Annotated in this window: 31 protein-coding genes and 1 tRNA gene; 14 read left to right on the top strand and 18 right to left on the bottom strand. The window is 67.6% G+C overall.

Features of this window, described 5'->3' with window-relative positions:
- The first annotated feature begins 86 nt into the window (after positions 1-86).
- From DMH01_RS18825 to DMH01_RS18815, 3 genes are all read left to right on the top strand, one after another.
- Positions 87-392, top strand: a complete 306-nt coding sequence (locus DMH01_RS18825) for a hypothetical protein (RefSeq protein ID WP_125678449.1) — start codon at positions 87-89, stop codon at positions 390-392.
- On the top strand, positions 385-1,482 hold the full coding sequence (locus DMH01_RS18820; RefSeq protein ID WP_125678447.1) for a VanZ family protein: 1,098 nt from the start codon (positions 385-387) through the stop codon (positions 1,480-1,482). Before DMH01_RS18825 ends, DMH01_RS18820 begins: the two co-directional genes overlap by 8 nt.
- A gap of 311 nt (positions 1,483-1,793) precedes the next feature.
- Positions 1,794-2,222 carry a hypothetical protein gene (locus DMH01_RS18815; RefSeq protein ID WP_125678445.1) on the top strand — a complete coding sequence of 143 codons (429 nt, stop codon included), beginning with the start codon at positions 1,794-1,796 and terminating at the stop codon, positions 2,220-2,222.
- Here the strand turns inward: DMH01_RS18815 and DMH01_RS18810 are convergent.
- From DMH01_RS18810 to DMH01_RS18795, 4 genes are all read right to left on the bottom strand, one after another.
- On the bottom strand, positions 2,195-3,289 hold the full coding sequence (locus DMH01_RS18810; RefSeq protein WP_125678443.1) for a S1 family peptidase: 1,095 nt from the start codon (positions 3,287-3,289) through the stop codon (positions 2,195-2,197). The two genes, DMH01_RS18815 and DMH01_RS18810, sit on opposite strands and share 28 nt — an antisense overlap.
- 319 nt (positions 3,290-3,608) lie before the next feature.
- The gene (locus DMH01_RS18805) at positions 3,609-4,517 is read right to left on the bottom strand and encodes a M56 family metallopeptidase (RefSeq protein WP_125678441.1); all 909 of its coding nucleotides are present in this window, start codon (positions 4,515-4,517) and stop codon (positions 3,609-3,611) included.
- The gene (locus DMH01_RS18800) at positions 4,514-4,876 is read right to left on the bottom strand and encodes a BlaI/MecI/CopY family transcriptional regulator (RefSeq protein ID WP_034306262.1); all 363 of its coding nucleotides are present in this window, start codon (positions 4,874-4,876) and stop codon (positions 4,514-4,516) included. The genes DMH01_RS18805 and DMH01_RS18800 overlap by 4 nt, the downstream gene beginning before the upstream one ends.
- Positions 4,877-4,913: 37 nt before the next feature.
- Positions 4,914-5,960, bottom strand: coding sequence for a C40 family peptidase (locus DMH01_RS18795; RefSeq protein WP_125678439.1), 1,047 nt, complete (start codon positions 5,958-5,960; stop codon positions 4,914-4,916).
- A 536-nt stretch (positions 5,961-6,496) separates the two neighbouring features.
- Here DMH01_RS18795 and DMH01_RS18785 point away from each other — a divergent pair.
- Together DMH01_RS18785 and DMH01_RS18780 are read left to right on the top strand one after the other, a co-directional pair.
- A complete protein-coding gene (locus tag DMH01_RS18785) occupies positions 6,497-7,546 on the top strand; it encodes a PLP-dependent cysteine synthase family protein (RefSeq protein ID WP_125678437.1) in 1,050 nt (349 codons plus the stop codon).
- Entirely contained in the window at positions 7,543-8,775 is a 1,233-nt protein-coding gene (locus DMH01_RS18780) for an MFS transporter (protein ID WP_199745532.1), read from the top strand. Before DMH01_RS18785 ends, DMH01_RS18780 begins: the two co-directional genes overlap by 4 nt.
- On the opposite strand, the gene DMH01_RS18775 is transcribed toward DMH01_RS18780, so the two are convergent.
- The 3 genes from DMH01_RS18775 to DMH01_RS18765 are packed head-to-tail and all read right to left on the bottom strand — an operon-like array spanning position 8,754 to position 10,412.
- A complete protein-coding gene (locus tag DMH01_RS18775) occupies positions 8,754-9,320 on the bottom strand; it encodes a vitamin K epoxide reductase family protein (protein WP_125678435.1) in 567 nt (188 codons plus the stop codon). The genes DMH01_RS18780 and DMH01_RS18775 overlap by 22 nt on opposite strands.
- Positions 9,317-9,988: a thioredoxin domain-containing protein gene (locus DMH01_RS18770; protein WP_125678433.1), complete on the bottom strand. Its 672-nt coding sequence runs from the start codon at positions 9,986-9,988 to the stop codon at positions 9,317-9,319. The genes DMH01_RS18775 and DMH01_RS18770 overlap by 4 nt, the downstream gene beginning before the upstream one ends.
- Positions 9,989-10,043: 55 nt before the next feature.
- Positions 10,044-10,412 (bottom strand): hypothetical protein, encoded by a 369-nt coding sequence (locus DMH01_RS18765; protein ID WP_125678431.1) that lies wholly within the window; start codon positions 10,410-10,412, stop codon positions 10,044-10,046.
- A gap of 116 nt (positions 10,413-10,528) precedes the next feature.
- Between DMH01_RS18765 and DMH01_RS18760 the strand changes: the two genes are divergently transcribed.
- The 4 genes from DMH01_RS18760 to DMH01_RS18745 all read left to right on the top strand — a co-directional run bounded on the left by DMH01_RS18760 (position 10,529) and on the right by DMH01_RS18745 (position 13,363).
- On the top strand, positions 10,529-10,882 hold the full coding sequence (locus DMH01_RS18760; RefSeq protein WP_125678429.1) for a VOC family protein: 354 nt from the start codon (positions 10,529-10,531) through the stop codon (positions 10,880-10,882).
- 95 nt (positions 10,883-10,977) lie between these two features.
- Positions 10,978-11,781 (top strand): endonuclease/exonuclease/phosphatase family protein, encoded by an 804-nt coding sequence (locus DMH01_RS18755; protein ID WP_125678427.1) that lies wholly within the window; start codon positions 10,978-10,980, stop codon positions 11,779-11,781.
- Positions 11,778-12,926 (top strand): family 43 glycosylhydrolase, encoded by a 1,149-nt coding sequence (locus DMH01_RS18750; protein ID WP_125678425.1) that lies wholly within the window; start codon positions 11,778-11,780, stop codon positions 12,924-12,926. The genes DMH01_RS18755 and DMH01_RS18750 overlap by 4 nt, the downstream gene beginning before the upstream one ends.
- A 59-nt stretch (positions 12,927-12,985) precedes the next feature.
- Positions 12,986-13,363: a hypothetical protein gene (locus tag DMH01_RS18745; RefSeq protein WP_125678423.1), complete on the top strand. Its 378-nt coding sequence runs from the start codon at positions 12,986-12,988 to the stop codon at positions 13,361-13,363.
- A gap of 8 nt (positions 13,364-13,371) precedes the next feature.
- Here DMH01_RS18745 and DMH01_RS18740 read toward each other — a convergent pair whose 3' ends face one another.
- Positions 13,372-14,187: a serine hydrolase gene (locus DMH01_RS18740; protein ID WP_125678421.1), complete on the bottom strand. Its 816-nt coding sequence runs from the start codon at positions 14,185-14,187 to the stop codon at positions 13,372-13,374.
- 258 nt (positions 14,188-14,445) lie between these two features.
- Between DMH01_RS18740 and DMH01_RS18735 the strand changes: the two genes are divergently transcribed.
- Positions 14,446-15,267, top strand: coding sequence for a trypsin-like serine protease (locus DMH01_RS18735; protein ID WP_125678419.1), 822 nt, complete (start codon positions 14,446-14,448; stop codon positions 15,265-15,267).
- 53 nt (positions 15,268-15,320) lie between these two features.
- Here the strand turns inward: DMH01_RS18735 and DMH01_RS18730 are convergent, their stop codons facing one another.
- Positions 15,321-16,298, bottom strand: a complete 978-nt coding sequence (locus DMH01_RS18730) for a hypothetical protein (protein ID WP_125678417.1) — start codon at positions 16,296-16,298, stop codon at positions 15,321-15,323.
- Between the two features lie 657 nt (positions 16,299-16,955).
- Between DMH01_RS18730 and DMH01_RS18725 the strand changes: the two genes are divergently transcribed.
- Complete coding sequence (locus DMH01_RS18725) at positions 16,956-17,489, top strand: S1 family peptidase (protein ID WP_233621587.1); 534 nt, start codon at positions 16,956-16,958, stop codon at positions 17,487-17,489.
- Between the two features lie 26 nt (positions 17,490-17,515).
- Here the strand turns inward: DMH01_RS18725 and DMH01_RS18720 are convergent, their stop codons facing one another.
- On the bottom strand, positions 17,516-17,959 hold the full coding sequence (locus tag DMH01_RS18720) for a hypothetical protein (protein ID WP_125678413.1): 444 nt from the start codon (positions 17,957-17,959) through the stop codon (positions 17,516-17,518).
- A gap of 133 nt (positions 17,960-18,092) precedes the next feature.
- Positions 18,093-18,635 (bottom strand): hypothetical protein, encoded by a 543-nt coding sequence (locus tag DMH01_RS42735; RefSeq protein WP_125678411.1) that lies wholly within the window; start codon positions 18,633-18,635, stop codon positions 18,093-18,095.
- A 477-nt stretch (positions 18,636-19,112) separates the two neighbouring features.
- Between DMH01_RS42735 and DMH01_RS18710 the strand changes: the two genes are divergently transcribed.
- Positions 19,113-19,580, top strand: a complete 468-nt coding sequence (locus DMH01_RS18710) for a hypothetical protein (protein WP_125678409.1) — start codon at positions 19,113-19,115, stop codon at positions 19,578-19,580.
- Here the strand turns inward: DMH01_RS18710 and DMH01_RS43030 are convergent.
- From DMH01_RS43030 to DMH01_RS18695, 3 genes are all read right to left on the bottom strand, one after another.
- A complete protein-coding gene (locus tag DMH01_RS43030) occupies positions 19,541-20,080 on the bottom strand; it encodes a hypothetical protein (protein ID WP_199745531.1) in 540 nt (179 codons plus the stop codon). The genes DMH01_RS18710 and DMH01_RS43030 overlap by 40 nt on opposite strands.
- Positions 20,061-20,456, bottom strand: coding sequence for a hypothetical protein (locus DMH01_RS18700; protein WP_125678407.1), 396 nt, complete (start codon positions 20,454-20,456; stop codon positions 20,061-20,063). The genes DMH01_RS43030 and DMH01_RS18700 overlap by 20 nt, the downstream gene beginning before the upstream one ends.
- A 126-nt stretch (positions 20,457-20,582) precedes the next feature.
- Positions 20,583-21,047 (bottom strand): GNAT family N-acetyltransferase, encoded by a 465-nt coding sequence (locus tag DMH01_RS18695; protein WP_125678405.1) that lies wholly within the window; start codon positions 21,045-21,047, stop codon positions 20,583-20,585.
- 506 nt (positions 21,048-21,553) lie between these two features.
- On the opposite strand from DMH01_RS18695, the gene DMH01_RS43025 reads away from it, so the two are divergent.
- A complete protein-coding gene (locus DMH01_RS43025; RefSeq protein WP_199745530.1) occupies positions 21,554-21,754 on the top strand; it encodes a hypothetical protein in 201 nt (66 codons plus the stop codon).
- Here the strand turns inward: DMH01_RS43025 and DMH01_RS18685 are convergent.
- The 3 genes from DMH01_RS18685 to DMH01_RS43340 all read right to left on the bottom strand — a co-directional run bounded on the left by DMH01_RS18685 (position 21,746) and on the right by DMH01_RS43340 (position 23,633).
- Positions 21,746-21,819, bottom strand: a tRNA-Pro gene (locus tag DMH01_RS18685). The two genes, DMH01_RS43025 and DMH01_RS18685, sit on opposite strands and share 9 nt — an antisense overlap.
- A gap of 138 nt (positions 21,820-21,957) precedes the next feature.
- Positions 21,958-23,127 carry an alginate lyase family protein gene (locus DMH01_RS18680; RefSeq protein ID WP_125678403.1) on the bottom strand — a complete coding sequence of 390 codons (1,170 nt, stop codon included), beginning with the start codon at positions 23,125-23,127 and terminating at the stop codon, positions 21,958-21,960.
- Positions 23,128-23,312: 185 nt separating this feature from the next.
- Entirely contained in the window at positions 23,313-23,633 is a 321-nt protein-coding gene (locus tag DMH01_RS43340) for a hypothetical protein (RefSeq protein WP_233621586.1), read from the bottom strand.
- Between the two features lie 86 nt (positions 23,634-23,719).
- On the opposite strand from DMH01_RS43340, the gene DMH01_RS43565 reads away from it, so the two are divergent.
- A complete protein-coding gene (locus DMH01_RS43565; RefSeq protein WP_255432073.1) occupies positions 23,720-23,848 on the top strand; it encodes a hypothetical protein in 129 nt (42 codons plus the stop codon).
- A 65-nt stretch (positions 23,849-23,913) separates the two neighbouring features.
- Here the strand turns inward: DMH01_RS43565 and DMH01_RS18670 are convergent, their stop codons facing one another.
- Positions 23,914-26,130 (bottom strand): glycosyl hydrolase family 18 protein, encoded by a 2,217-nt coding sequence (locus DMH01_RS18670; protein ID WP_125678819.1) that lies wholly within the window; start codon positions 26,128-26,130, stop codon positions 23,914-23,916.
- Positions 26,131-26,136 lie beyond the last annotated feature (6 nt).

Below are 26,136 nucleotides of genomic sequence, written 5' to 3'. Positions count from 1 at the left end.
CAGATTCGCGCCGGGCCTACCTCACGTGAGTGATTCGGGCTCCGCCAATTCGTAACTTTGTGTCGCGCTATGAAACGCTCTGTGACGTGACCGTGGATTTCTGCACCAACGCCCAGCCCTCCGACACCTTCGCGGAGTTCCGGAGGAACGTCGACGAACTGACCCAGGCGTTCATCGACGCCTGCCGTCAGGGACGTACGCCGGGCGACGCTTCTCTCGACCTGCTGCAGCGCGTTCATCGCGAAGACCGCAACTGGGTCGTCGTCCATCTGACCTTCGCCATCGCCGCGCTCGCGCATCAGCGGACCCTTGCTCCGGCCGACTCCATCACCCGCCCAGGTGGCGTGACGGGTGCGCCGGAGCGCGCGTTGTTAACTTCCGCGAGTGACTGATCCGACCATCTCCGCGGTCATCGCGGTGTTCGCGGGTTTCGTGCTCGCGGGCCTCCTGGCCGTCCCGTACATCGCCGCGAGTTACCGGCGCCGCGGGGAGCTCGGGCTCTGGCGGGTCCTGCTGGTGTTCGGGTTCCTGGTCTACGCCATGTCGCTGTGGACGTACACGTTGCTCCCCATCCCGGAGACGACCACGTGCGCCGGGCACGCCGCCGGTCACTTGCAGCTGCGCCCGTTCCAGTTCGTCGCCGACATCCGCCGCGAGCAGGCAGGGTCGGGGTTGCGGGCGTTCCTGCGCAATCCCGCCGTCCAGCAGGCGGTGTTCAACGTCGCCTTGTTCGTGCCACTGGGGATGTTCGCGCGGCACCTCTTCCGGCGTGGTTTCGCGGCCACCGTCGCGATCGGCTTCGCGGTCTCGCTGTTCATCGAGTGCACGCAGCTGACCGGGGTCTGGTTCCTGTTCGAGTGCCCGTACCGGCTGGCAGACGTCGACGACCTGCTGACGAACACCCTCGGTGCCGCCCTCGGTTTCGGCCTCGCCCCGTTGTTGCGGCTGCTGCCGGGGAACGAGCCGTCCGCGCCGCCGGGAACGCCGCGGCCGGTCACCGCGCGCCGCCGCCTGCTCGGGATGGCCGTCGACGTCGTGTCGGTCGTCCTGCTCGGCACCACCGTCGGCATCGTGACGACCCTGCTCGCCGGCGAACCGAACACCGTGGTGACCGCGCTGATCGGCACTTTCCTGCCGGCGCTGCTCCTGTTGTTCGTCGTTCCCGTCGCGGGAAACGGCGCCAGCTTCGGCCAGCGGGTCGTGTTGCTGCGCCCCGCCGGTCCGGACGGCGGGAAGCCCGCGCTGTGGCGGATGGCCGTGCGGTTCCTGGCCGGTTCCGGCGGCTATTTCACGCTGCTCACCTTGGCGTCGGTGGCCAACGGCGGGTTCGAGCCGCTGGCGAACCTGTTGTTCTTCGCCAGCGGGATCCTCGCCTTCCGGCCCGAAGGTCACCAGGGACTGTCCGGGCTGATCGCCGGTCTGCGGATGGCCGACGTGCGCGAACTCGACGACTCGGCCGAACCGACCCTCGTGGACGGCTAGATCCCCGGCTCGATTCCGTGAAGGCCTCCTTGGGGGACCCAGAGTCCCTCAAGGGGACCTTCACGCGCGCGACGGGCTGAGGTTGGGAGGGGGCTGGGTTGCGAAAGCCACTTTCGCAACCCGTTCGGCCAGGCATCGCACCCAGCAGGACACCGAGTACATGAAGGACCCCTTCCTTGCGCCTGGGTACAGGAAGGGGTCCTTCATGTACCGAGCCACTCGCGACGCCCGGTCCCACCCGATCGGGTCGACCCTGCCCGTCCCGCGCGTCATTGCGCCTGGCAGGACGCACGGGCCGCAACACTCGCCCGGTGGACGTGGAGACGATGGACGAAGTGGCCGACTGCCTGCTGTCGGTGGCCTGGAACATCTTTCCGCTGATGGGGAAACCTCCCGCCCGTCCGGGGAACCGGCCGGAGGAGATCCGGACCCTCCTCGTCGACGCCTGCCACGACGCCGGGATGCGAGCCCGGGAATGGGCCGCGGAGCACGGCGCGGGAACCGAAGAAGACCGCCGTCCCTTCCTACGGCTGGCGGAGGTCGGGACGGACGCGAATCTGTTGCTGGGCATGGTTTCCGGCACGCTGGTACCCGATCACGAGCGGGTCCGCCGCCGCTGGGCCGAGGTCGAGACCCTGGCCGCCGAGGCGGGCGAACTCGCCGTCCTGATCCAGGGGCGGCCGGTGGGCCGGCCGCCCCTCGCCGCGGGAGATCAGTCCTTTTCGAGCGTCAGGTCGTAGCGGTCGAGCACCTCCTTGACCGGCTGGAAGAACGTGGTGCCACCTTCGTCGCAGTCACCGGAACCGCCCGAGGTCATGCCCTGTGCCTGCACGAGTTTCGTGCCGGAGCCCGACGAGGGCCGGCTGACGAACGAGCCACCGGAGTCGCCGGGTTCGGCGCAGGCGTCGGTCTGGGTGAGGCCCCGCACGATGTTCCCGTTGCCGTAGTTCACCGTCTGGTCCAGTGCCTCGACCCGCCCGCAGTGCCAGTGGGTGGTGATCCCGGAACGGCAGATCCGGCCGCCGACGCCGACCACGTCGGCACCCTCGATCCGCACGTCGGAGCCGTCCTCGTACCGGTCGACGCGGGGCGGGGTCGAGACGTCGGAGTGCGTCACCTTGACCGTCCCGTAGTCGTTGCCGGGGAAGGAAGATCTCGCGACCTTGCCGATCGTGCCGCCGGTGCCGCGCACGGTGCCGCCGAGTTCGGTGCAGTGGCCGGCGGTGATCACGTAATGATCGTCGTCGTCATAGGCGTTGAACCCGACCGAACAGGCACCGCCGCTGAAGTACAGGCCTTGCCCGCCGATCACGCTCCACAACGGCCGCGGCGCGCTCTTCACGTGTTCCACCCGGACCGGGACCCCGGCGGAGGTGGCCCACGCCAGACCGGCGGGATCGCCGCCCACCACACTGACCACGACGTCGTTCGACGGCACGTCCACGTACCAGCCGGCGACCGAGCCGGGCAGGCCCGCGGTTCTGTTGTCCAAAGTGGACTGGATCTGCTTCAGATCGGCGGCGCTGTGCCTGAGCACTTTCGGGATCGCGCCCGCGGCGCGGATTCGGGAAGACCGGCTCGCGTCGGTGGTGCCGACGATCAGTTCGCCGGTCGTGGCGTCCAGCCAGGAACCGGCGAACGCGGCGCCGAGCGAAGTGCCGAGTTTCTGCTGGGCGGCGGCCACCGTGGCCGGGCCCGCCGCTTCGTTCAGCACCGATGGCGCGGCGGAAGCGGGTGCCGCGAAAGCGGTTACGGCTGCGGCGGCGCCGATCAGGACGGTCAAGGTGCGCAGAGGACGTCGGATCACGAAAACCTCCAAGGGTTCACGGAAATCGTTGCGGGAGAAGCGCTCCTTGATCGACGTTACGACAGGGCGACAGCCGCCGAATGCCGCCATTTGAGTAGCGCCGGGAATTCGCCTTTACGGCTCAGTGGAATGGCGGCCTCTCACTCGTGTGAGTGGGGATTGCACGATTTACCGTCCCTGATCCGTCGACCGGCGAACGACGCTTAGCGACGTTCGTACGCCCGTTCGGGAAACGGGCTTCCGTGCCCTGAAACGGTAGATCACCTGATGGTGTCCGCGCTGAACCCGTTCGCCCGCATCGGTGACGAACGCGTTTCTTTCACCAGCAGGAAACGAGGCCCGCCGTGAACATCAGGCCGACGGTGAGCACGGGCGCGGCGAACAGCGCCAGCGCTCCGCCCGCGACTGCGCGCACCCGTTCCGGGAATCGCGCCGGCTCGCTCGCGTGCCGGGCCAGCCAGCGCAACCGGAGCGCGGTGTCGTCACCGCCGGCCGTCTGGATCGACAGCAGAGCCGAGCGCACGGTCTCCGGCCCGTGCCCGGTCGCGGCCGCCCGGTCGGCGGCCAGTTCGACGAGCAGCCGGACCGCGCCGGGGAGTTCGCGCATGAGCGGGACGAACCGCAGTACGCGGCCGAGGGTTTCGGCGCATCCGGCCAGAAGGTGGTGCCTGCCGCGCAGATGGGCACGTTCGTGGGCCAGCACCGCGTCGAGTTCGCGGGGCGAGAGCCTGCCTGCCAGGCCGTGGCTCGCGACGATGAGGCCGTCGCGGCCGCCGAGGCTGTAGGCGATCGGACGGTCGTCGGGCAGCCACAGCGTCGGCCCCGGGCGGGCGCCGGACAACCGGAGTACGTCGAGATGGCGCCGGTGCAGCAGCGAGCTGCGTTTCCGGCGCCGGGCGATGGACACGGCGAGCCGGGCAGACGCGATCGCGACGGCGGTGCCCGCGAAAGTGCCGGCGAGCGGATCGAGACCGGGAAGACCGCTGTGGCCGACGGCCGCCCAGCACTCGTGAAGGAGCCGGGTGATGGCCCCGGCGGGCCCGTGGTCCGGCAGGACGAGGAGCAGGACGGCGCCGAGGGTGCCGACGAGGACGCCGAGCGCGGTCAGCAGCCACCACGCGAGCGCCGTGCCGGGGCTGATCCCGCCGGCGGTCAGCCTGCCGAGCAGCCGGGGTGACCACCAGCCGATCACCACCACACCGAACAGGAGCACCGCCGCCAGGATCATCGCTTGCCGGGCTTCCGTCGCAGGGCCCGCCGCAGGATGTCCGACTCCTCTTCGGTGACCGAGCGCGCGAAATGCAGCAGCACCGATTCCCGGTCCTCCGAGGCGTCGAGAAGTTCGCGCAGGCTTTGCGCGGTGGCCTCCTCACGGGTCGCCACGGCGCGATAGCGGTACGCGCGATTCTCCATTTCGCGCTCGACCCATTCCTTGCGGTGCAGGTTGTCCAGCACCGTCATCACCGTGGTGTAGGCGAGGTCGCGATCCCGGTTGATCGCCTCGAGCACCTGGCGCACCCGCAAGGGTTCCGCCGCGTCCCAGAGCACGTCCATCACCGACGCTTCGAGCTCGCCCAGCCGTTGCATGACACCTCCGCCGGGAAGGATACTGTGCCGTTCCCGCTCAGCCGACGATGCGCCGCGCGCCCATCAGATGCCCGTCGCCCTTGACCGAGCGGACGTCGACCAGCTGGCCTTCGGTGGGCGCGTCGACCATCTTGCCGCCGCCGACGTACATGCCGACGTGGTGGATGGCTCCGGGGTTGCCGGTGCCGTCGTCGTAGAAGACGAGATCGCCGGGGACGAGCGCGTCCAACGGGACGGCCTTCCCCACGGTGTACTGCTGGCGGCTGGTGCGCGGAAGCGAGATCCCCGCCTGCTTGTACGCCCACGACGTCAGGCCCGAGCAGTCGAATTCGCTCGGCCCGGTGGCGCCCCATTCGTACTGCGAGCCCCGTTTGGACAACGCCGCCTGCAGCGCGTCGTTCGCGGCGCCGGGCGGGCCGAGGTACGAGCCCTTGTCCTGGACCTTGCCGAGTTTCGCCTTGTCGGCGGCGGGCAGTTGCCCGAGTGCCTGCCGCACCTTGGCAATCTGATCGTCGAGGTCCGCCTTGCGGGTGCGGACCTGGTCCAGCGCCAAGGTCGCGTCGTTCGCGGCGAGCTGGGCCGTTTCCCGCGCGTCCTCCGCCGTCGTGCGCGCGGTCTGTGCCTTCGCGAGCGCGTCGCGCAGCCCGTTCAACGCCTTGGCCTTCTCTTCGGCCAGGACCGACAGCGCGGAGGAGCGGTCGAGGAACTCCTGCCTGCTGCCGCTGTCGAGCAGCAGGACGGCGTTGCCGAGTCGCTCGCCGCTCATCGCGGACCGCGCGATCGCCTCGACCTGCGGCCGGAAGCGATCGATCGCCGACCGCGCCTGCGTGAGGTCGCCGTCGGCCCGGCCGACGGCGGCCGTGGCCTGGTCGCGTTCGCTCTCGCGGGTCTTCAGCCGGTTCTGGGATTCCTGCAGATCCTCGTCGGCCTTGGCCGCTTGGGCGCCGAGTTCCTGGTAACGCCGCATCGGATCCTGGCCGTCCGGCGCCGGTTGCGCGCTGGCGGGGAGCGTGCCGAAGCCGAGGATCATGAGGGCGGCGGTGGCGGCGAGGGGGTGCCGCGGTGAGCGCCGGTGTGGGGTCACGGGTGCCGAATCTCCTGTCGCACAGGGTCAACTATCGAGGTTAGTAGTACGGGGACGGATGTGAGTGCGCGGTGAAATCCTACTAAGACGGCTAGTACTAGGCCTCATGGGAGAGAAAGCCGATCTTTGCTACGGTGGGAACCGTGAGTGTCTTCCCGGCTACTCTTCGTCGACTGGTCGCGGTCTTGTTGTTGCTGGTCGTGGCGGGCTCCGGGGCCGGTGGCTGCCTGGACGGGCACGGCGATGCCCTCGCCGTCACGTCGGTCTCGCATGACTCGTCATGTCCGCCGCGCGAGGGACACGTGCACGCCCGCCCGCTCACCGCCGTCGTGGTCCGAGGTGACGAATCTTCGCCCGTGCCGGATCTCCCGCCCCGGTCGGCACCCGTCGATTCGCCTGTGGTGCAAGGGAACACTCGGCTGCTTCCGGTCGACAGAAGTGGTACCCGGATACTCGTCGAGCTGTGCGTGTCGCGGACCTGACCGGTCCTGTGTCGTCCCGGTCCTGTCCGCACGAAGCACAGAAAGACGAATCCTATGAACGCAGTCCTGCCTCGGCACACGGCGCTTGCCGTCGGCAACACGCCCGTGCTCTGGATCGACGAGCAGCTCACTGGTTCCGGCCGGGGTTTCTGGGCCAAACTGGAGGGCTTCAACCCCGGCGGCATGAAGGATCGCCCGGCGCTGCACATGGTGGAAGCGGCCAAAGCCCGCGGCGACCTCGCCGACGGCGCGACGATCGTCGAATCGACCAGCGGGACGCTCGGGCTCGGGCTCGCGCTGGCGGGGATCGTCCACGGGCATCCGGTCACGCTGGTCACCGATCCCGGTATGGAGCCCATCGTCCGGCGGATGCTCATCGCGCACGGCACCCGCGTCGACCTCGTCACCGAGCCGCATCCGGTGGGCGGCTGGCAGCAGGCGCGCCGGGACAGGGTCCAGCGGGTGCTGGAGGAGCAGCCCGGCTCCTGGTGCCCTGACCAGTACCACAACCCGGACAACGTGGCCGCGTACACGAGTCTGGCCGACGAACTGGCCGCACAGCTCGGCCGGATCGACGTGCTGGTGTGCTCGGTCGGCACCGGCGGGCATTCGGCCGGGACCTTCCGCGCGCTGCGGCGGTACTTCCCGCATCTGCGCCTGATCGGCGTGGACACGGTCGGGTCGACGATCTTCGGGCAGCCCGCCACCTCGCGGCTGATGCGCGGGCTCGGGTCGAGTATCCATCCGCGCAACGTCGACTACGCCGCGTTCGAGGAGGTGCACTGGGTCGCGCCCGCCGAAGCGGTGTGGACCTGCCGCCGTCTCGCCGCCGCCCAGTACGCGACAGGCGGCTGGAGTGTCGGCGCGGTCGCGCTCGTGGCCGCCTGGCTGGCCCGCACGCACGATCCGGACGTCCGGATCGCGGCGATCTTCCCGGACGGCCCCCAGCGTTACTTCGACACCGTCTACAACGACGAGTACTGCGCGGGACACGGCCTGCTCGACGTCGTCCCGGCACGGGAACCGGACGTCATCGCGCATCCCGGTGAGCGCGTGGTGGAACGCTGGACCCGGTGCCGCACGATCGTGGACCCCGCGCTGTGACCGGGTTCGCCGAGCGGTTCCGCTCCTTCGACCGGCCCAGCAAGGTGTTGATGGTCAACCAGTTCACCATCAACGTCGGCTTCTACATGCTGATGCCGTATCTCGCAGGCTACCTTTCGGGCCCGCTGGGGCTGGCGGGCTGGGCGGTGGGCCTGGTGCTGGGGATCCGCAACTTCTCGCAGCAGGGCATGTTCCTGGTCGGTGGCACGCTGGCCGACCGGTTCGGCTACAAACCGCTCATCGTCGCCGGATGTGTGCTGCGGACGGCGGGATTCGCCCTGTTGAGCGTGACGTCGTCGTTGCCGTCGCTCATCGTCGCGTCCGCGGCCACGGGATTCGCCGGGGCGCTGTTCAACCCGGCGGTCCGCGCCTACCTGGCGGCGGACGCGGGGGAGCGGCGGCTGGAGGCGTTCTCGGTGTTCAACGTGTTCTACCAGGGCGGGATCCTCGCCGGGCCGGTGGTCGGGCTGGCGCTGACGGCCGTCGACTTCCGGCTGACCTGCCTGGTCGCCGCCGCGGTCTTCGGAGTACTGACCGTGGTGCAGATACGGGCGCTGCCCGCGCACGAAAGCGAAGGCGGCACCTCGTCGATCTGGTCGGACTGGCGGATCGTCGCGGCGAACCGGTCCTTCCTGCTCTTCGCGCTGGTCATGATCGGCACGTACGTGCTGTCCTTCCAGACCTACCTCGCCCTCCCGATGGAGGCCCGCCGGATCACCGGCTCGGAGACGTCGGCGACCGTGCTCATCGCCGGGCTGTTCGTGATTTCGGGCGGCCTCGCGATCGCCGGGCAGCTCAAGATCACGGCCTGGTTCAAGGACCGGTGGCCGCCCGGCACCTGCCTGGCCGTGGGCATGGTGTTCATGGCCGCGGCCTTCGTCGCGCCGCTGACGGTCGCCCGGGCGGGACCGGCCGCGGCCGGCGCCGGACTGCTGCTCTCCGCCGCGTTGCTGGCCGTCGGCACGGTCGTCGTCTTCCCGTTCGAAATGGACACCGTCGTGCGGCTTTCCGGCGACCGGCTGGTCGCCACGCACTACGGCTTCTACAACACGATCGTCGGCGTGGGCATCCTCCTCGGCAACCTCTTCACCGGCACCGTCTTCGACCTCGCGCGCCGGGCGGGCTTCCCGGAATTCCCGTGGCTGGCCCTGACGCTGATCGGCGCCGCCTGTGCTTGGGGATTGCGTGGTCTCGACCGGAGCCGGCTTCAGACGAGCGTCGTCCAGTAACTCCAGAAAGCCTGAAGGACCGCGACGGTGATGGCGGCGTACCAGACCACGAGGACCACGCTGTGGTACCGGATCGCCGCCTTCACCTCCGGTCCTTTGTGGAGGTTGTGCAGGGTCGTGTACCAGAAGACGGCGATGGTGACCGCCCAGACGACCATGCAGTACGGGCACAGCGCGCCGATGACGTACAGGCTCTGCAGCATCAGCCAGTGCACGAAGACGACACCGAACGCCGCGCCGGCTTGCAGGCCCAGCCAGTACCAGCGAGGGAGCTTCGCGCCACCGAGCAACGCGACCCCGGTCGTCACGACCACGCCGAACCCGGCGATCCCCAGCAACGGATTGGGGAATCCGAGCAGTTCGGCCTGCGGCGTCTTCATGATCGACCCGCAGCTGAGCACCGGGTTGACACTGCAGGTCGGGATGTAGGAGAAGTCCTTGAGCAGCGCGATCTTCTCGACGGTGAGCACGAACGAAGCCACCAGGCCGATCGCTCCGCCGGACAGCAGCACCCACGGCGTCACCCGGACGGCGAACGGCGTCATTTCGTCAGCTCCCGGTCGATGACGGCCTTGAGACCCTGATAGGACGGTGAGCCCGGGAACTTGACGCCGTTGACGAAGAACGTCGGCGTGCCCTCGACGCCGATGTTCGCGCCGTCGGTGCGGTCGGCCAGCACCCGGCCGAGTGTGACCGGGTCGTCCAGCGCCGTTTCGAAGGCCTGCAGGTCGAGGCCCAGTTCGCGGGCGAACCCGAGGAAGGTCCCGCGGTGGGAGACCTGCTGATCGCCCCACTCCGGCTGCTTCTCGAACATCAGGCGGTACATCGGTTCGAGTTTGCCCTGCTTACCCGCCGCCTCCACGGCCCGCGCGGCGAGTTCGGCGTTCTGATGGCTCGGGATGGGGAAGTAGCGCAGCACGAAGGTGACCCGGTCGCCGTACTCGGCGCGGAGGCGTTCGACGCCGGGAAACGCGGCGCCGCACGCCTCGCATTCGAGGTCGAGGAACTCCACGACGGTCACCTTGCTGCCCGCCGGGTCGGAGAGCCGATGGCTGTCCGGCCGGACGAGGATCGACGCGGGCACCACCGGGGGCGCGTCGATCGCCTGCCCGCTCGGGGCGTCCTCACCCAGATTGGTGACCACGAGCAACGCGGCCACGACCGCGACGACGACGGCCACGACCGTCAGGGAAACCTTGGTGTTCTTGGTCATTCTGTTGTGTCCTTGGCTCGGTTCCGGCAACTGAAAGCGGCAGGGGCGGGCCGGATCAGGTACGGGAAACGCAGAGCTGGACGAGCGGTGGAGTGGTTGTCGAGCGTTTTGCCGGCGAGGACGGCGGTACTCCCGTCCCGCCGGGGCGGTGATGCCGGACGAGCAGGACGAACGCGGCCAGCAGTGCCACGCCGATGCCCGCGACGTCGTCGAGGTGGTTGTCCGGAAGAGGCTGATCCACCGGGCTCAGCCGGGGCGCCGCCGGCTCGCATTCGCCGGCCGGGATCGTGGGGTGGGTGGCTTCGGCGGCGAACAGGGGAGCACAGGGCGAGCCGGCCGCCGCCGCTCCGTCACTGCACAAGGCGCCCTGCAGGAGGGCGACAGCGGTGAGCACGGCCAGCACGGCGAAAAGCCGCGCTGTCATCCTCACTGTCCGTCCGCCGGTCACGCGGTGCAGGATAGAGGTGACCTTGTGAAGCCGGGGCGAACTCGGACAAACCGGCCTACAGTGGTCGGCGATCCGAGTGGAAGGACAACCCCTTGCCGAGATTCAAGGATGTCTACGCGGTCCTGCCGGTCTCCGACCATGCCGCCGCCGTCGCCTGGTACGAGCAGTGGATCGGGCGGCGACCCGACACCGAACCCATGGAAGGCGTCGCGGAATGGCGGATAACCGGGAACGCCGGTATCCAGGTGGCCCACGCCCCGGAAGCCGCGGGTAAGAGCACCGTGGTCCTCGTCGTCGAGGACATCGACGAGACCGTCGGCGACCTCGCGGGTCGCGGCGTGGAATGCGGCCCGATCCAGGACTTCGGCTTCGTCAAACTGACGGAGATCGCGGATCCGGCGGGCAACAAGGTCACCTTCGTCTGGGAGAACCCTTCGCCGGAGTAGTTCTTTCCGGAAGATGACGGGATCGCGCGGAGCGTTGCCCGCGGCGGGCCGCCGATGGTCCGATTCCCTCCGTCATCGACACTGGAGGGAATCCCATGAAGCATTCGAGGCGCAAGACCCTCGCGCTGGCACTGCTGGTGCCGTTCGCCACGCTCGTCACGGTGCCCGGCGCCGAGGCGGCGACCGAACGCACGATCAAGGTCGTCACCTACAACGTGGGCGACGCGGGCGGCCTCAAGGCCGATCTCGTCCGTCTCATCGAGACCGAACGTCCCGCCGTCATCGGGCTGCAGGAGGTCGCCGACCGCGAGGAGGCGGTGAAGGAGGCCGCGGCCGCGACGGGGTACGTCGCCATCTACGAGTCAGATCGTCGCGCCGTCAGGCACAACGCCATCCTCGTGCGCGGCAACCTGACCGTCACCGGCCACGGCGCCGGCGAGATCTCGCCCGCGTCCAAAGTGGACCCGTCCACGCCCGGTACCGGTCCCGCGGAGCCCGGTGACTGTGGCTGCTGGGTGCCGCCGAAGTACGTCAACTGGGTACGGGTGGGAGGCGCGGGCTTCGAGTGGGTCGTGGGCGTCGTGCACCTGACGCCGTCCGCGCAGCGGTTCGCCCTCAACCGTGAACTGCACAATCTGCAGGTCCGCACTACCGCGGACTGGTTCTCTTCGCGCGTGGCCGAGCCCGTCGTCATGGGTGACTTCAACGCCGAACCGGGTTCGGACCTGATGGCGGGGCTGCGACGGGTGGCCGATTCCTACGGCGCTCCGAGCCATGGCACCAGGTCCATCGACCACGTGTGGGCGAAGAAGGACTCGACCGGGTCCGAGGTGGAGGCTCTCACCGGCTACGGAAGTGACCACCGTCCGGTGCGCGTCCGGGTGACGGTGACCCGATGATGCGACGTGCCCTGCTCGCCATCGTGTGCGGCGTCAGCCTGCTGACGGCCGTGCCGGCCGCGACGGCCGAAACCGGGCCGCGCGACGAGTCACTGGACTTCCGGTTCCCGGCGGCGGATCTGATGCGGATACCGGAGACGAACACCTACGTCGCGGTCGGTGCCAGCATCCCTGGCAAGAAGCTGCCGTACACCAAAGTCGAATTCAGTGGCGGATCGTTCCAGCGCCGAGGCGCTGTCGACGGCGACGCCTGGGACGACGTCACCTTCCCCGCGGGTTACTGGGCGAGACCTGACTCTCCACTGTGGACACCGGCGTTGTTCGCGCATCAGGAGGACGGCCGCGTCGTCTACTACGTCTTCTACAGCGCGGCGCTTCCCGGCCCCGAGCCCGCCGGCCAGGCGAAGCACTGCATCGGTTACGCCACCTCGCTGCGGGCCACGGGCGGCTTCGTCGCCAACGCCGATCCGCTGTTCTGCCCGGACCGGGGGTGGGCGATCGACGCCGACGTGAGCAGGGGACAGGGCGAGGTCTGGCTGACCCTGCGCAACGGCGCGTGGACGCAGGACCGCGTCACCGCGCTGGGGGCGGCGAAACTGGACTTCGACCGGCCCCGCCACGTGCGGCGGATAGCCGAGGCCGAGGCGAAGAAGCTCATCGACAACGCGAATCTCGAGTGGACGCACCACAACAGCCCGGCCGACGACGTCCTCACGATCGAGAATCCCAACGCCGTCCGCATCGACGGTGACTGGTACCTCTTCTATTCGGGGAACAACTGGTACGCGAACCGCTATGCGACCGGCGTCGCCTACTGCGGAACCGCGTTGACGGACAACCGGTGCACTCCGATGGCCGAGCAGCGTGCGTACTTCTCCTACCAGCCGGACCCGGACGGCGAGCCGCGATTCCGGCCGGGCCTGCCGGACAGGTATCGCAAGAAGAACCTGCCGGGTAACAAGCGAGGGCCCGGTGCGTTCAACGCGTTCCAGGCGCCCGATGGCTCGTGGTGGGCTTCGTGGAACTACATCACCGACGCGAGTCTGCTCCCGCATGAGGATCCTTCGCCGGAACGGCGGAGCCGGATCGGGCGGCTGACGAAGACGGGTGCGGGAGAGACCGCGGAGTTCAGCGTGTCCTGGTGACCGGTCGCGGCCGGTGAAAACGCTTGGTGGCGCTGCTCCGTCCCTCTACCCTCTCGAAGGTGAAGATCTGGACGGAGCGGCCCGCCGAGCACGATATCGAGGCGGTTGTCCGGCAGTATTTCGGCCTCGTGCGGGCCGGAAACATGCCGGTGGCCCAAAAGCTCCTCGACCACCCGCCGGCCCGGCATGTACTCAAGGCGCTCTGGTCCGGTTCCGTCGGAGCGAATACCGAGGGCGATCCAGCGCCCGGTGAGTGGGAACACGACACGGCGTGGCTCGACGAACTCGGTCTCGGGAGTTGCGCCTGGAGCGAGAGCGGTAGCCATCTCTACGTCGAAATCACCTACCGCGAGCGGGTGATGGACGTGGCATTGGGCTTCTGGGTCAAACCAGTCGACGGCGGCTGGGTCGTCTCGGGGCCGGCCACGCTCTGGTAACGAGATGGTCAGCCCTTGAAGTATCCCTTGAACAGGATCTCGCTGATCTTCGTGGTGGTCTCCTGGCCGGTCTCGTAACCGTTCTGGATGACCTTGGTGTTGTTCATGAGCGAAAGGGTGTAGCGCTCGTGCGGCCCGACGAAGCCGACCGAGTTCATGATCCACGAGCCGTCGTCGTTGTCGTCGGACCAGCCGTTCTTGTTGCCCGGACGCGCGGGGGCCCCGGCACCCCAGACTCCCCACTGCTGGTTGACGTCGACGGAGCGCATCTCGCGGACGATGTAGTCGCGGTGCCGGCTGGGCAGCTTCGTCAGGACGTAGCCGATCAGCCGGTCGAGGTCGTTCGCGGTGGTCAGGATCCAGCCCCAATGGTGCGGGTGCTGGTCGGTGAACCGCATGTCCGTCATCCCGTACGACGGGAACCGCTTGGCGAACTCGGCCTCCCCGCCGTACCGGGTCCACAGCGTGTGGGCGGCGGCGTCGTCGCTGGAGTTGAGCATCCGGTGCATCAGGTCGCGGTCTTCGGCGGTCAGCTTGACGGCCCCGGAATCGTCGCGCAGCAACAGATCGACGACCATCGCCAGCTTCGGGGTGGAGCAGGCCCAGATGAGGGTCCCGGCGGCCTGACTCCGGTAGACGGCGCCGGTCCACCGGTCCCGGAGGACGATTCCGGTGTCACCGGGCCTGCTGTCGGCGTACGCCTGGGCCAGCACGATGCGTGCCTTGAGTTCCCGGTCGAAGCGGGTCGTGGCGCCGGCGGGCGCGGCGGGTGTCAGTGCGAAGACCGCCAGTATCGCGGTCAGCATGACGAAAAGTCTCTTCATGTGCTCCCCAGGTTCCGATCTCGGATGTTCCTGAGCTTGAAGGCGTTCGCCGGCGTCGGAGGTTGCCGCGACCCGCCGAATAGTGACGCCGGTCACTTCGGGTGCGGATATCCACTGTGGACGGCTGGTGGGGCGAGCACCACCACGCGGAGTCCGGCAGGCACCACGCCGGATCGGCGGGCCGGCCCGATGGTCTAAGCCACGGCGGACCGCGATGCTGAACCCGATCGATCCGAAGTACTCGAACGAAGGAAATACATGAAGAGAGCGGGTTCCGTGCGCGGCCACCTGATTCGTGCCGCCAGTGTCGCGCTGGTGGGAGCTTTCTGCGCGATCGCCCTACCCGGCAGTGCCGATGCCGTGGTGAACGGGAAGGACTCCACCGAGCGCTACGAGTTCATGGCGTCGATCCCGGAGGTCGTGCCCGAGCTGAACAACGCCAAAGGTGTCTGCGGGGCCGTGCTGGTCCACCCGCAATGGGTGGTGACCGCGGCGCACTGTGTCGACCCGGACAACAACCCGGCGAGGCCAGAGGGGACCGTGCGCATCGGCAGCGAGCGACGGACCTCCGGCGGCACCGTACGCAAGATCGACCGCATGGTGCGCCACCCGGGCTACCAGCCGGGCCAGCCGAACAGGAACGACATCGCGCTGGTGCGCCTGGACCGGCCCGTCTCCGAACGGCCGATCCGCATCGCCGACCGCCCCGGCCGCCCCGGCACACCGACCCGCTTGATGGGCTTCGGCACCACGGTCGACACCGCCGACATCACCAAAGTGGTGTTCCCCGAACGACTCCAGCAGCTCGACACCCGCCGGGGAGCGGTGTCGGAATGCTCGCCCGGCTACGCGGACTCGACCCGGCTCTGCACGATCAGCCGCAAGCCCGGTGCGATGGCGTGCATGGGGGACTCCGGCGGGCCGCAGGTCCAGCGCGGGAAGTGGGGCCGGTGGGAGCTGATCGGCGTCACGTCAGGGCCTGGTGACGACGACGTGCCCTGCGCCAACGGACCCGGCCTCTACACCAGCGTGCCCGCTTACGAGGGCTGGATCCACCGCACCGTCCACGGACACCGCTGACGCACCGGCACTCCGGCTGCGGGCGAGATTCTTCCTCGCCCGCAGCCCTCGCCTCACCGGGGTGCGAGTGCCTCCAAAGACGACAGCGGCGCCTTGTGCAGGTTCGAGATGATGTTCCTCGGCTTGTCCGCGGCCTTGCTGTAGTAGTGCGCACCGGACTCGAACGCCAGGTAGACGTTGCTGCCGTAGACCGTCAGCCCCTCGGACATGCTCGGCGCGCGGAAGCAGTGCTTCTTGGCCGTGTCCAGGTCTTTGTCGCCGGCACCGCGCCGGACCACGTAGAGGTTGCTGCGGTTGTTCCGGCCGTGCGAGGTGCTGTAGATGAACACGTCCTTGGTGACGATGAGGCCCTGCGTCTTCGTCGGCACCTCCCACGACCCCGGCCGGTAGCTCAGCTTGCCGTCGGAGCCGACGGTGTACGAGTGCATCAATCCGCGCTTGGAGTCTTCGAACTTGCCCGCCCACAGCGTGTTGCTCGGGCCGTGACTGGTAAGGAAAGACGAGGCGTAGACGGTCTGCGCCGTCCCCTCCTGCTCGATGGGCAGCGACTTCTTGATCGCGTTCTTCAGCTTCGCCAGCGAGTACTTGCGGACCGTGTCACCCTTGCCCGACACGAACGCCCAGCCCTGCTTCTCGAAGACAGCGATCCCGCCGACGTGCGAGTACGCGAGCAGCGCCTGGCCGACCTGCTTGCCGGTCTTGGCGTCGATCCCGATGATGATCGCGCTGCGGTGGCCCGACTCGTACGAGGTGACCAGGATCAGGTCGTTCGACCCGTCCCAGTTCGACCAGGTCGCCGTGCCCTGGGGGATGTTGGTCGCCAACGCGGGGACAGGGTGACTCTTACTGAACCGCTTGTCGTAGGCGTAGGAGGCCGATTCCCCGTCGTAGAAGGGGCCGTCCTTGCCGCTGGACTTCGAGTCGCAGGTGATGGCCGCGGCCTCGGCGGGGGCGGTGCCCACCGTGGTGAGGCCGAGCATCAGCACACTCGCCGCGGCAGTGGTCGTCGCCTTCTTGAGTAGGGTCTTCATTCATCCCCTTGTAGTCGTTGTGCGTGCAGTTCTCAACTGGGACTCGCGGGAAGCGCTCGAGGTTCCGTTCGGACAGGTCAGCCCTTACCGGCTGCTCGTAGCCGCTCTAATAGCTCTCGACTGGTGGAGTCCTCGGAGTCGAAGCCGTGAATCATGTCCTGCTCGGGGACGGTGGGTCTCCAGGGTCGAATCCGTCGGCTGCGCGTCGATGGGCTGGAGCTGGCGCGACGAGGCCCGGAACAGGTCGCAATCTGGGCAAGGTCGCCGCGAAAGAACGGGACCAGGCAAGGGGATCAGGGTGAGTTCTGTGGACCTGAGCTCGACGCAGTGTCGGAGAAGGGACCCTCTGGCGGTTTGTGAGCAGGAACTGCGAGGCCTGGGGGAATGTGCTCGTGCACGGATCTCGGCGGTCGACGGCTTTCGATCACTCGTCAGGCTGACTCAGGTTGTGCCGTTGGCCGCTCAAGGCTGGACTGGTCGGACGTCTCCGGTTTCTGAGGATGGAAGGACATCACCATGTTTGGCTGCTCACTCCGTAAGCAGGCCGGGGTGCTGTTTTCCGCGGCTGCGGCCGTCTTGTTGGCCTCCCCGGTCGTTTCCGCGGCTCCGTCCGCGGTCGGTGCGGCCCAGCAATCGGCGGTGCATGGCGGTGGTGCGATGTACACCGTCTCACCGGGACCCGGCCGTGAACCGTATTACTGTTCAGCGGGGTTCGCGATCCTCGTCAAGGGCGTCCGATACATCCTCACGGCCGGGCACTGCACCGAACACGGGCTGGACTGGCAAGGTATCGGCCCCAACGTGGACACCCATTTCCCGGTGACCGATTACGGCCGCGTCCGGGACCTCTCCGGCTCCGGGCACAGCCAAGTCGATCTCCACGATGGCAGTACCCAGCGGATCCTTCGTGCGGGCATCCCGCAGGTGGGGCAACCGGTGTGCAAGAGCGGCATGACGACGAAGAAGACGTGCGGGAAAGTCCTCGGCCTCAACCAGACCGTGAACTACGGCAAGGACAAGCAGGTCGTCGGGACGATCGCGACCGACATCCCCATCGAGAGCGGTGACAGCGGCGGCCCGTTGTTCTATGGCGGCGTCGGCTACGGAGTGCTGTCCGGCGGGAACAGTCAAGTCAGCTTCTTCCAGCCACTACGGCCCGTGCTCGCCGCCTACGGCGCCACACTTGCCTGAGACTTGGTCTCCCGTGCCGTGCGTTGCTAGATCCGTTCGAAGATGATGTCGAAGTCCTTGCGCCAGGTGGATCCGTGGTCTTCGGATGCTTCCCAGCGTGCGTCGATCCGGTCTGGTCGGACGTCGGCGATGAAGCGTTGGTGCATGTCGGGGTCCTGGCGGTTCAGGTGCCAGCGTGTGCCGTCGAAAGTCATGGCGAAGACCCGGCAGACACCTCGTTCGTCGTGGTAGAGGGCTGTGTAGGTGTCGCGGGTGTCGCTGCGGCCGAGAACCAGGACCATCTCGCTCGCGGCGTTGTCGTCGCCGTCGCCCATGGTCCAGCGGAGGACCACGAACGCGTCACCGAGCCACTCGACCGTCGCTGAACCAGGCACCTCCTGGTCGGCGGGATCCAGGAACCAGGCGTTGCGCAGCGTTGTCCGCCACGAGCCGACCAGGACGTCCAGTTGTTGCATGGCCTCGTTGCGCATGGCTACCTCCCTGACGTCGGGCCCGAGCTCGCAGGAGTCTCGCGAGGGACTGCCTTAGGGACTTCACCGCAAGATTATCGGCCTGGTTTTGAACTGAACAAGAAGAGCCCCTGACTTGTACCTGAAGTGCAAGTCAGGGGCTTCGTCTTCCGGTCGGGCTGACAGGATTCGAACCTGCGCCCCCTTGGCCCCCAGTACCGCGGGGCCGGTGTTTATGCAGGTCAGGAGCTGTACGTATGATCAATTGACGTGTCAGAAACGCCTGGTCGTGCATCGCTGTGCAGGACGGGTGGTCCCCAACGTCCGACCTGGTCCCGCTTGTCCTCCGTCTGTAAAGGCTCCAGTTTGCCTTGCCGTCCTGCAGATTAAAGCGCGGAGACTGCCAGACTCGCATGGCTGACCATGGAGTGCGGAAGTTCTTGAACGCTTCGTCGAGGAGAAGAAGCGAGCGTTCCTCCATGCGTTCTTTATCTTCCGGGGGCGGTTCCTGATTGACCGCAACGATGACGGCAACGCTGCCGTCATCGCGATCTTCCGGTTTACTCTGGAAAGTCACTGTTTTGAGCTGGAGTCCACGTCCCGCCCGGCGGCCGGTTGCTCGTGCCTCGGCGATACCGTCGACGTTCGTTGGGGCAAAGTACCGCAACCACTGCTGGTCGATCTCGAGGTGGCGCACGATCTCAAGTGTCAGCTTATCGGTCGGGTCCCTCCGTCAGCTGTGCGGATGTGCGGTGGGCTCGTGGAGCGTGGCCAGCTTGAGCGGCGAGGCACGGTGACGATCATGGGTATTCAGCGAGAAGCCTTTGCGGCTCGGCGCGGGCACTCGGATTCACCCAGGAAGCCTTCGCCCAGCAGCTCGGGTAGAGCCGCCGACGGTCGGGCCTTGGGAGCGCGGAACACTGACGCCGCGCGCCTGGAGATGTCCTCGCATAGCTGAGTTACTTCGAGTGTCTCTTGACGAACTTGCCGTACTCCTCGACCCGTCGGCGGAGAAGCTTCTTGTCAGGCAGTGTTCGGCAACGCGGCGCGCGGCTAGCACGCCGTGAGAAAGATCTTCCGCTCTTCGGGTGATCGTTTCCCCTTTCCGCTGACGAAGCCCGCCCTCGGAGTGGGTGAATGGCGTTCTGGCGAAACAACTCTGGGGAGGGTACCTATGCGATGGAAGACTGCGCTGGTCATTTTCGTCATGGTCCTCACGGCCTCGTTCGCCGCCGCGGCACCGGCTTCGGCGGATCCGATCACCGCGGAATCCGCGGCGGACTGCGAGCGCGGGGCGAACGGTTTCGTGGACATACCCGACGGTCTCACTGGCGAACCGGTCCGCGTCATGGTGGTGGGCGGGTTCATGACGGTGACCCTGTACAAGGGCTATGTCCAGGGGCTGCGCGGGTGGGCGCACGCGCGTGGCGCCACACAGGCGGGTGACCTGGTGTGGATGGACTGGACGCGGGACGGCGGCCGTAGCTGGATCCAGTGCGGGCCGTTCGTGATCCCGCATTCGCAGGCCACCAAGACCAGCGCGGCGCAGCGGACCAACCCTTCGCCGACCTGGCAGTTCCGGGCCTGTGGCATGTTGCGTGATCAGCCGCGGACCACAAAGTGTACCGAGCCTTGGTGGTGAGAGTTCACTACCAAGCACGGCGAGGGCTTCCGGCGTCGGCTACTCCGGCGCCGGAATAACCTTGAGATACCACGTGAAATTGCAGTAAACGTGATCGTTGGCCGTGAAGAATGCAGGAAGTCCGGCCACGATGGCACCGGGTGATTGAGGAGCAGGTAGCCGCTGCTGAACTGCGCGAACTCGGGCACCTTGAGCACCAGATCGATGTCGGCGCGGTCCAGCGTGCAGTGCAGGCGTTGCACCAAGCCCGCGATCCAGTACTTCTGCCGGAAGGCCGATGTCACCAGGAATGCCTGACGTGTGCGTCTGGTCGATGGCACCCGCCGCAGCAGAGGAGCTGCGGCCAGCACGCCCGCGACCAGAAGGGTCGATGCGGGCACCTTCGCGATCAGCACGTCGCTGCGGATCATCGCGAGCACCCCGGTGAGAATGAGACCGCCGGTGACCAAGGTGAGGACGGCGAACCGTATCGGAATGCGATCACGGTCCGGCAACTTCATCGTGGAGTCCTCCCGGGCCGATGAAACCGCGAGGAGCCGACATGCCCCCACTGGCACCGATTATGTGCCCGAGGACGACCGGGTGCCAGAGACAGAGAGGTGGCGTGTTCGGAGCAACGCAGCGCTGGCCGGCAGCGACCAAGGGGACGTCATCGGCGTAGGCGGCGGTCGTGTTGCGCGGAGACACGCCCCGGATCACCGGAGCCGTCTCACCGGGAAGGACGGTGGTGTAAGACCAGCTGTATTTCAGGATCGCGCGGTGCCCCGCGGCTAGGCCGTTACGGTTCCAGTGTGACCAGCCCAGCGGCTCATCTCCCTGGTCGTCACCGAGCGCGCGATAGCCGTCCGCGAACAAGGTCTGCGTCAGCAACTGCATGAGCGGCCGGCACCGGGCCGTCCGCGACCTCATCCGGTGGCACCTCCCGGTCTTCCTCGTACCGGATATGTCGCCGCCCAGCCTCTGCGTGTAGCGGGCCATCTCCGCCGGTGTGGACGAGATGCTTCACGGTAGCTGGGTATCTGCGGGGGCGAGGAAGAACAGTTCGGGGTCTCCGTCGTCGAGGCCGTAGACGATTCCGGCCGATTGCCAGCCAAGGCGGGTGAGGAGCCGCTGCATGGGCTGGTTGGACAGGTTCGTGGAGGTGAACAGTTTGGGGGTGTTCCGGCGTTGTTGCGCGTCCAGCAGCAGGCGGGCGCCGACCCCGAGGCCGCGTGTGTTCTCGGCGACCATGAGCATCGTGACGAAGGCCTGGCCGAAGAAGGTGTATTCGGTGACGCAGTAGCCGGTCACCTGACCCCGGGAGTGCGCGATCCGGGTGTCGGCGGTGGCCAACCAGTGCTGGATCTCGGCGATCCTGCCGGAGTTCCCGGCCACGGCCGCCGAGTCCACCTGAGCCAGCAGGGGCCCGTCTGTGGTGAGTGCATCCCGGATAGTGATGTCCGGGACGGGGACTTGGTCGCTTTCCATGGCTGCGCTCATTTCCGCCTCCGCGGGGGCATCGCCCACCGCTAGTGATCATCGGTGCGACGGTAGCGGACGGCCAGGCGTTGACGGTTTCCGCGACGTCGATGGTCATGACCGACGACGCGCGGCCCTCATGTCGCAACTCAGCCTGCCGGCATGTGGTGGCCGTGGGCGCGCATCCACGCGACGACCTGGTCGTAGCCGTGGTGTGCGGCTTTCACGGCCAGATCCGTAGCTACGCCGCTTAGGCGCCGACGCAGACTCCGCGCTGTCCTCCGCCAGTCCCTTCGCCGTCACACTCTGGCGCTCCTGGTGGGCTCCGATCGAACCTCGGCTGAGGTTCCCGGCTTGGTGTTCAGTGCGGTATCTCCGGCGTCGAGGGGGAGTAGACGTGGAGCCACGGCTGGTGGATGGGAATGGCTCACGACGGAGGATGTGGCGGGGCTGCTGCAGGTTGATCCGTCGACGGTGCGGCGGCGGACGGCGAGTCCGCCGCAGGGGCCGCCTTCGTGCCGTTGTCCGAGCGGCTCGTCGTCTACAGCGCCTCGGACGTCGATGCGGGGCTGCTGAGCAAGCGGGTCGATTCTGCGAAGGTGACGGCCCAAGCACTTGCTTCGGTGCTTGCCGAAAAATCCTTTACGGTGAAACGAAAAAACCGCCTGACCCGGACTTTCGTCCAAATCAAGCGGCTTTCGTTCCGGTCGGGCTGACAGGATTCGAACCTGCGACCCCTTGACCCCCAGTCAAGTGCGCTACCAAACTGCGCCACAGCCCGGACCCGCGCTCCGTGGAGTGCGATGTGAGTACTTTAGCGGGTCCCGGACGGGGGCTTGCAACCAGGGGTCACTGTGTGTCTGAGCTGGGGAAACGGTCCGTGAGGCCGCCCTGCCGCCTTCGGGCGGCCCCCACGGGGTCACTGGGGGTTGCCGGCGTGGGTGAGGGTCTGCCAGGCGACGAACAGGTTGTTGGTGCCCGCCGGGCGCTGGCGCAGGGTGAGCGCCTCGGTGTTGCTCATGGTGTGCCCGAGACGCGTGTGGAGGTGGTTGTAGCCGACCTCGGTGATCGGGCCGAGGCCGAGTTTCAGGCTGCCGCCGCACAGCCACGACGGGACGGCCGCGCCCATCTGGTACTTCGCGTGGAAGCCGAGGCCTTCGCGTAGGCGGTCGGCGATCTCGGGGTAGAGGTCCTGGCCCTGGATGCGAGTGGTCTCGGCGAAATTCGCGATGGCGGCGAGGCCGTAACCGGTATGGGTGAAGTCCCGGCAGGTTTCCTGGGAGAGGCCGTTGACGAATGTCGTCTGGCCTTGCCAGTACTTGACGATTTTGTCGCGGGTGTCCAGGCCGCTGCCGGGCGCGGTCTTCGGGAGCGCGCCGTCGCTGGCCAGGTAGAGATAGGCGGGGACGCGGGTGCGGAACTTCGTGACGGCCTTGTCGTAGACCGTCTTGTCGTCGAGGAACACCGCGATGCCGATCGCGGCCTCGGTCATGCTGAGTTCCCAGTTGCCGTTGCTGTGACTGCCGTTGATCACCTCGGGCAGGTACACGTTCCGCAGCATGGTGCCGAAGCGGCCGGAATTCGGCCAACTCGTGTACGTGTGCTTGATGATCTCCGCGGCGCGCGGCCACGAGGAGGCCGACCACGCCGACTGCAGGGGAGCGTTGCTGTTCGTGTGATCTTTCAGCACCGCTGACCAGGCGTCCATGATCTCGATCGCCTTCGTCGCGTATTTCGCGTCGCGCGTGATGTACCACGCCAGCGAAAGGGAATACGCGGCGATCGCGTCTTGCCGTTCATCGGTACAGCCGATGTTCGGATTCGAATACGAACCGCATTCGACGATGGCGCGGGGTTTCGGTGACCGGGACAGTGAGGCGTACGAACTCGACATCATCGCGTCGTAGGCCTGTTTCCACGGTTGCGCGCCGGCCTGAACCTTGGCGCGGACGAAGTCCAATTGCGGGCGGCTGACCAGCACGCCGGGATGGGTGAAGGTGGCGGGCGCGGCCTGCGCTGGAGCACTGAAAAGGCCTAGTGCCAACGGGACGAGCGTGGTCAGGGCGAGCAGTTTCCTCGGTAGGGACATGGGTCTCCTCGAGTGGGTGTGAACCAGGTCACCGGCGGCGCGCGATTCAGTGTCATGGTCTGAACCAGGTGCGTCAAGGCCTTTGTTCACCTCGAAAAGAAAGAAATCCGCCCATTCAGCGGGCTGAACGGATCAATGTGGCCAAAGACCGACGAAGGCCGGGCTTCCGACCGGATAAGTACCGATCAGGCGCAAGGTCGCGCGTTCGTAGGCCTGGATCGCGTCGGCGTTGTGCGACGGGCTGCGGGAGCACGCCGTCGCGCTTGAATTCCGTGATCCTCTCGGGGCCACGGTTCGACAGGAACAGCCGGTCGTCGTGCAGAGAGGTTCTCGCCGCCGGGTTCGAGCGTCGCGGGAACGGAATTCTCGACGGCGAACGTGCCCGGCGGTTCTTCGCGCACACTCAGCAGCGAGGCGGCCAGGTCGCCGACGTACGCGTGATTCGTGCCGGGACGCCGGACCAGTTGCCGCGGACCGGCCCCGGCGGGCAGCGTCGACACCGACAACGGGATCAGCTCGCCCTCCTCGCCGAGGCGGTAGCTGCGGATCTCGTCCGTGCCCAGCTTCGTGCCGGACCAGCGCCGTCCGCACCGTGGGCACTCCGTCCGGGCCCGGCGCGAAAGCGGCCAGGCTGCCGACGCTGTTCAGCGCCGACACCGTGCCGTCTTCGGCGACGGCCACCGCGGTGACCGCGCCTTCGGCCGTTTCGTTCACGGCGTAGAGCACGGCAAGCCGAGGTGGAGGTGAAGCCCCTCGCGCGTGGCGCACCACGCGCGAGGGAGCCCGTCACTTCAGCGAATTGTCCACTGTGGTCATGAGGGATCCGGTGTCACCGGACATCTCCCAGGCCATGACCCCGAGCAGTCCTCTGGTCTTGAGCCAGGCGACCTTCTGCTGGATGGACCAGGCGTCGTCGAAGGTCCACCATTGCCCGCCGTTGCCCGTGTAACACGACGTGGCCACGGCCGCGGTGTCGTGCTGGACGGCGCAGTTGGGGACACTGGCCAGGAGATTCGCGTAGCCACGAGTACCTGCTTCCTCGGCGAACTGGCCTGGCGCGGCTCCGGTCGCGCTCTGCCATTCGCCCTTCTTGCCGCCGTCCGCGACGCCTTGCCAGCCTCTGCCGTAGAAGGCCAGCCCGAGGGTGAGCTTCCGTGGATTGGCCCCGGCCTCGGTGTAGGCGTTGATCGCCGATTCGACACTGAACTTGAAGTTGTACGGATCGTCCGCGTCGGCGTAGAGGTTCCCCTGGTGGCCGGTGCGGTTCGGCTCCCACGAGTTGTCGCTGCCCGAGCCGTGGAAGTCGTAGCCCTGCACGTTCGCGACGTCGAGGTAGTCGAAGATCTTCGGGATCTCCCAGCCGCCCTTCACCTTCGCCGGGTCGGCGGGGGTGAACGCCTGCAGTTCGTACCGTTTGCCGGTGGTCGCGCCGTAGGCGTCCATCTGCGTGCGGAATTCGGCCAGCAGGGCGGTCAGGTTCGTCTTGTCGTTGGCGCTCCAGTGGTTCCCGGGGTGCCCGTCGGGGCTGCCCGGCCACTCCCAGTCGATGTCGATGCCGTCGAAGATGCCCGCTGCCGTACCCGGACCGCCGGCGCCGCCGTACGGCTTCACGTTCCCCTTGAGGTACGTGTCGATGCACGACGCGACGAACTTCTGCCGCGACGCGGGCGTAGCCGCGACGTCGGAGAAGTACTTCGAGTAGGTCCAACCACCCAAGGAGATCAGGATCTTCAGGTTGGGGTATTTGGCCTTGAGCTTCTTCAGCTGGTTGAAGTTGCCGCGCAGGGTCTCCCAGCCGGTGTCGCCGACGCCGTCGACGGACTGGGCGGCGGACATCGGCCGCGAGTAGTCGGCTTCCGCGTCGCCGGCGCCGTCACCCTGGTTCGGGTCCTGGGGATTCGACGTCGTTCCCTTGGTGACGCCCGAAAGGCAGGTGTGGTTGACCGGGTCGATGTTCCCGAAGGCGTACAGCAGGTGGGTCAGCTTGGCGGCCGATCCGTTGGTCACCATGTTCTTGACGAAGAACTGGCGGCCGTAGATACCCCACTGGACGAAGTAGCCGACCCGGGCGTACCCGTTCACGATGTCGCCGGTGCGAGCGCTGACGGCGGCGCTCGCCGCGGAGACGTTGTCGTACCCGTCACGGGCTTTGACCGTGAAAGAGTACGAAGTGGACGGTGAAAGCCCGGTCACCGTCGCGGTCGTCCCGGTCACGGTGGTGGCGAGGGTCGTGCCGCGGTAGACGTCGTAGGAGACGACGCCGGTGTTGTCCGTGGACGCGTTCCACGCCAGGGAGATCGAGCCCGAGGTGACCGCGGTCGAGCGGAGGTTCGACGGCGTGGTCGGTGCCTGGGTGTCGTCGCTCGGATTGTTGGTGGTCACCGCCAACGCCGGGGTGGGCGGGGACTTGGCGTCTTTCCGGTCCTTGGCGACGACGGTGAAGCTGTACGCCGTGTGCGGCGTCAGCCCGGTGATCCTCGCTTCGGTGCCGGTGACCGAGGCCGCCAGCGTGGTGCCCTGGTAGACGTCGTAGCCGGTGACGGGCAGCGAGCCCGGGGCGGCGGCGTTCCAGGCCAGTGCGGCGGTCGTGGTCGTCTTCGCCACGAGCCGTAGGTTGGCCGGCGTCGACGGCGGAGTGTCGCCGGAACCGTCGCAGTTGCCGTCGTCGATCCGGCAGGTGACCGGGTTGACCGCGGAACTGAGCCGGAACGACGGGCTGTAGGGATAGGTCGAACGGCCCGGCGCGAGCGATTTGATGTAGAACGCCGGGGTGAGGGTGACCTGGTCGCCCGACTGGGAGACCGTGGCGTGCGAGCCGCTCGTGGCGGTCACGCCCGCGGGGACGGTGAAGGTGATGGACCAGTCGGCGACGGTTTCGCTGCTGGGGTTCGTGACGGTGTACTCGCCAGTGGTTCCGGCCAGGGTGAAGGCGGCGCGGAGGCGGCCCGCCGCTAGTGCCGGAGTGCCCGCGGCTACCAGGAGCCCGGCGGCGAGGAGTGTCACGGTGAG

This window comes from Amycolatopsis sp. WAC 04182 (genome assembly GCF_003947465.1).
In the GTDB taxonomy this organism is placed as follows: domain Bacteria; phylum Actinomycetota; class Actinomycetes; order Mycobacteriales; family Pseudonocardiaceae; genus Amycolatopsis.
Note: the sequence above shows the minus strand (reverse complement) of the source record. Positions and strands in the feature narration are given on the sequence as shown.

Coding starts and splice junctions, on each gene's coding strand:
- DMH01_RS18805 (WP_125678441.1), bottom strand. CDS start 4,517: ATGATCCTGGCGGCGGTGCTCCTGTTCGGTGTGGTGGTGATCGGCTGG.
- DMH01_RS18800 (WP_034306262.1), bottom strand. CDS start 4,876: ATGCAACGGCTGGGCGAGCTCGAAGCGTCGGTGATGGACGTGCTCTGG.
- DMH01_RS18785 (WP_125678437.1), top strand. CDS start 6,497: ATGAACGCAGTCCTGCCTCGGCACACGGCGCTTGCCGTCGGCAACACG.
- DMH01_RS18775 (WP_125678435.1), bottom strand. CDS start 9,320: ATGACGCCGTTCGCCGTCCGGGTGACGCCGTGGGTGCTGCTGTCCGGC.
- DMH01_RS18770 (WP_125678433.1), bottom strand. CDS start 9,988: ATGACCAAGAACACCAAGGTTTCCCTGACGGTCGTGGCCGTCGTCGTC.
- DMH01_RS18765 (WP_125678431.1), bottom strand. CDS start 10,412: ATGACAGCGCGGCTTTTCGCCGTGCTGGCCGTGCTCACCGCTGTCGCC.
- DMH01_RS18755 (WP_125678427.1), top strand. CDS start 10,978: ATGAAGCATTCGAGGCGCAAGACCCTCGCGCTGGCACTGCTGGTGCCG.
- DMH01_RS18750 (WP_125678425.1), top strand. CDS start 11,778: ATGATGCGACGTGCCCTGCTCGCCATCGTGTGCGGCGTCAGCCTGCTG.
- DMH01_RS18740 (WP_125678421.1), bottom strand. CDS start 14,187: ATGAAGAGACTTTTCGTCATGCTGACCGCGATACTGGCGGTCTTCGCA.
- DMH01_RS18735 (WP_125678419.1), top strand. CDS start 14,446: ATGAAGAGAGCGGGTTCCGTGCGCGGCCACCTGATTCGTGCCGCCAGT.
- DMH01_RS18730 (WP_125678417.1), bottom strand. CDS start 16,298: ATGAAGACCCTACTCAAGAAGGCGACGACCACTGCCGCGGCGAGTGTG.
- DMH01_RS18725 (WP_233621587.1), top strand. CDS start 16,956: ATGTACACCGTCTCACCGGGACCCGGCCGTGAACCGTATTACTGTTCA.
- DMH01_RS18720 (WP_125678413.1), bottom strand. CDS start 17,959: ATGCGCAACGAGGCCATGCAACAACTGGACGTCCTGGTCGGCTCGTGG.
- DMH01_RS18710 (WP_125678409.1), top strand. CDS start 19,113: ATGCGATGGAAGACTGCGCTGGTCATTTTCGTCATGGTCCTCACGGCC.
- DMH01_RS43030 (WP_199745531.1), bottom strand. CDS start 20,080: ATGAAGTTGCCGGACCGTGATCGCATTCCGATACGGTTCGCCGTCCTC.
- DMH01_RS18700 (WP_125678407.1), bottom strand. CDS start 20,456: ATGCAGTTGCTGACGCAGACCTTGTTCGCGGACGGCTATCGCGCGCTC.
- DMH01_RS18695 (WP_125678405.1), bottom strand. CDS start 21,047: ATGGAAAGCGACCAAGTCCCCGTCCCGGACATCACTATCCGGGATGCA.
- DMH01_RS18680 (WP_125678403.1), bottom strand. CDS start 23,127: ATGTCCCTACCGAGGAAACTGCTCGCCCTGACCACGCTCGTCCCGTTG.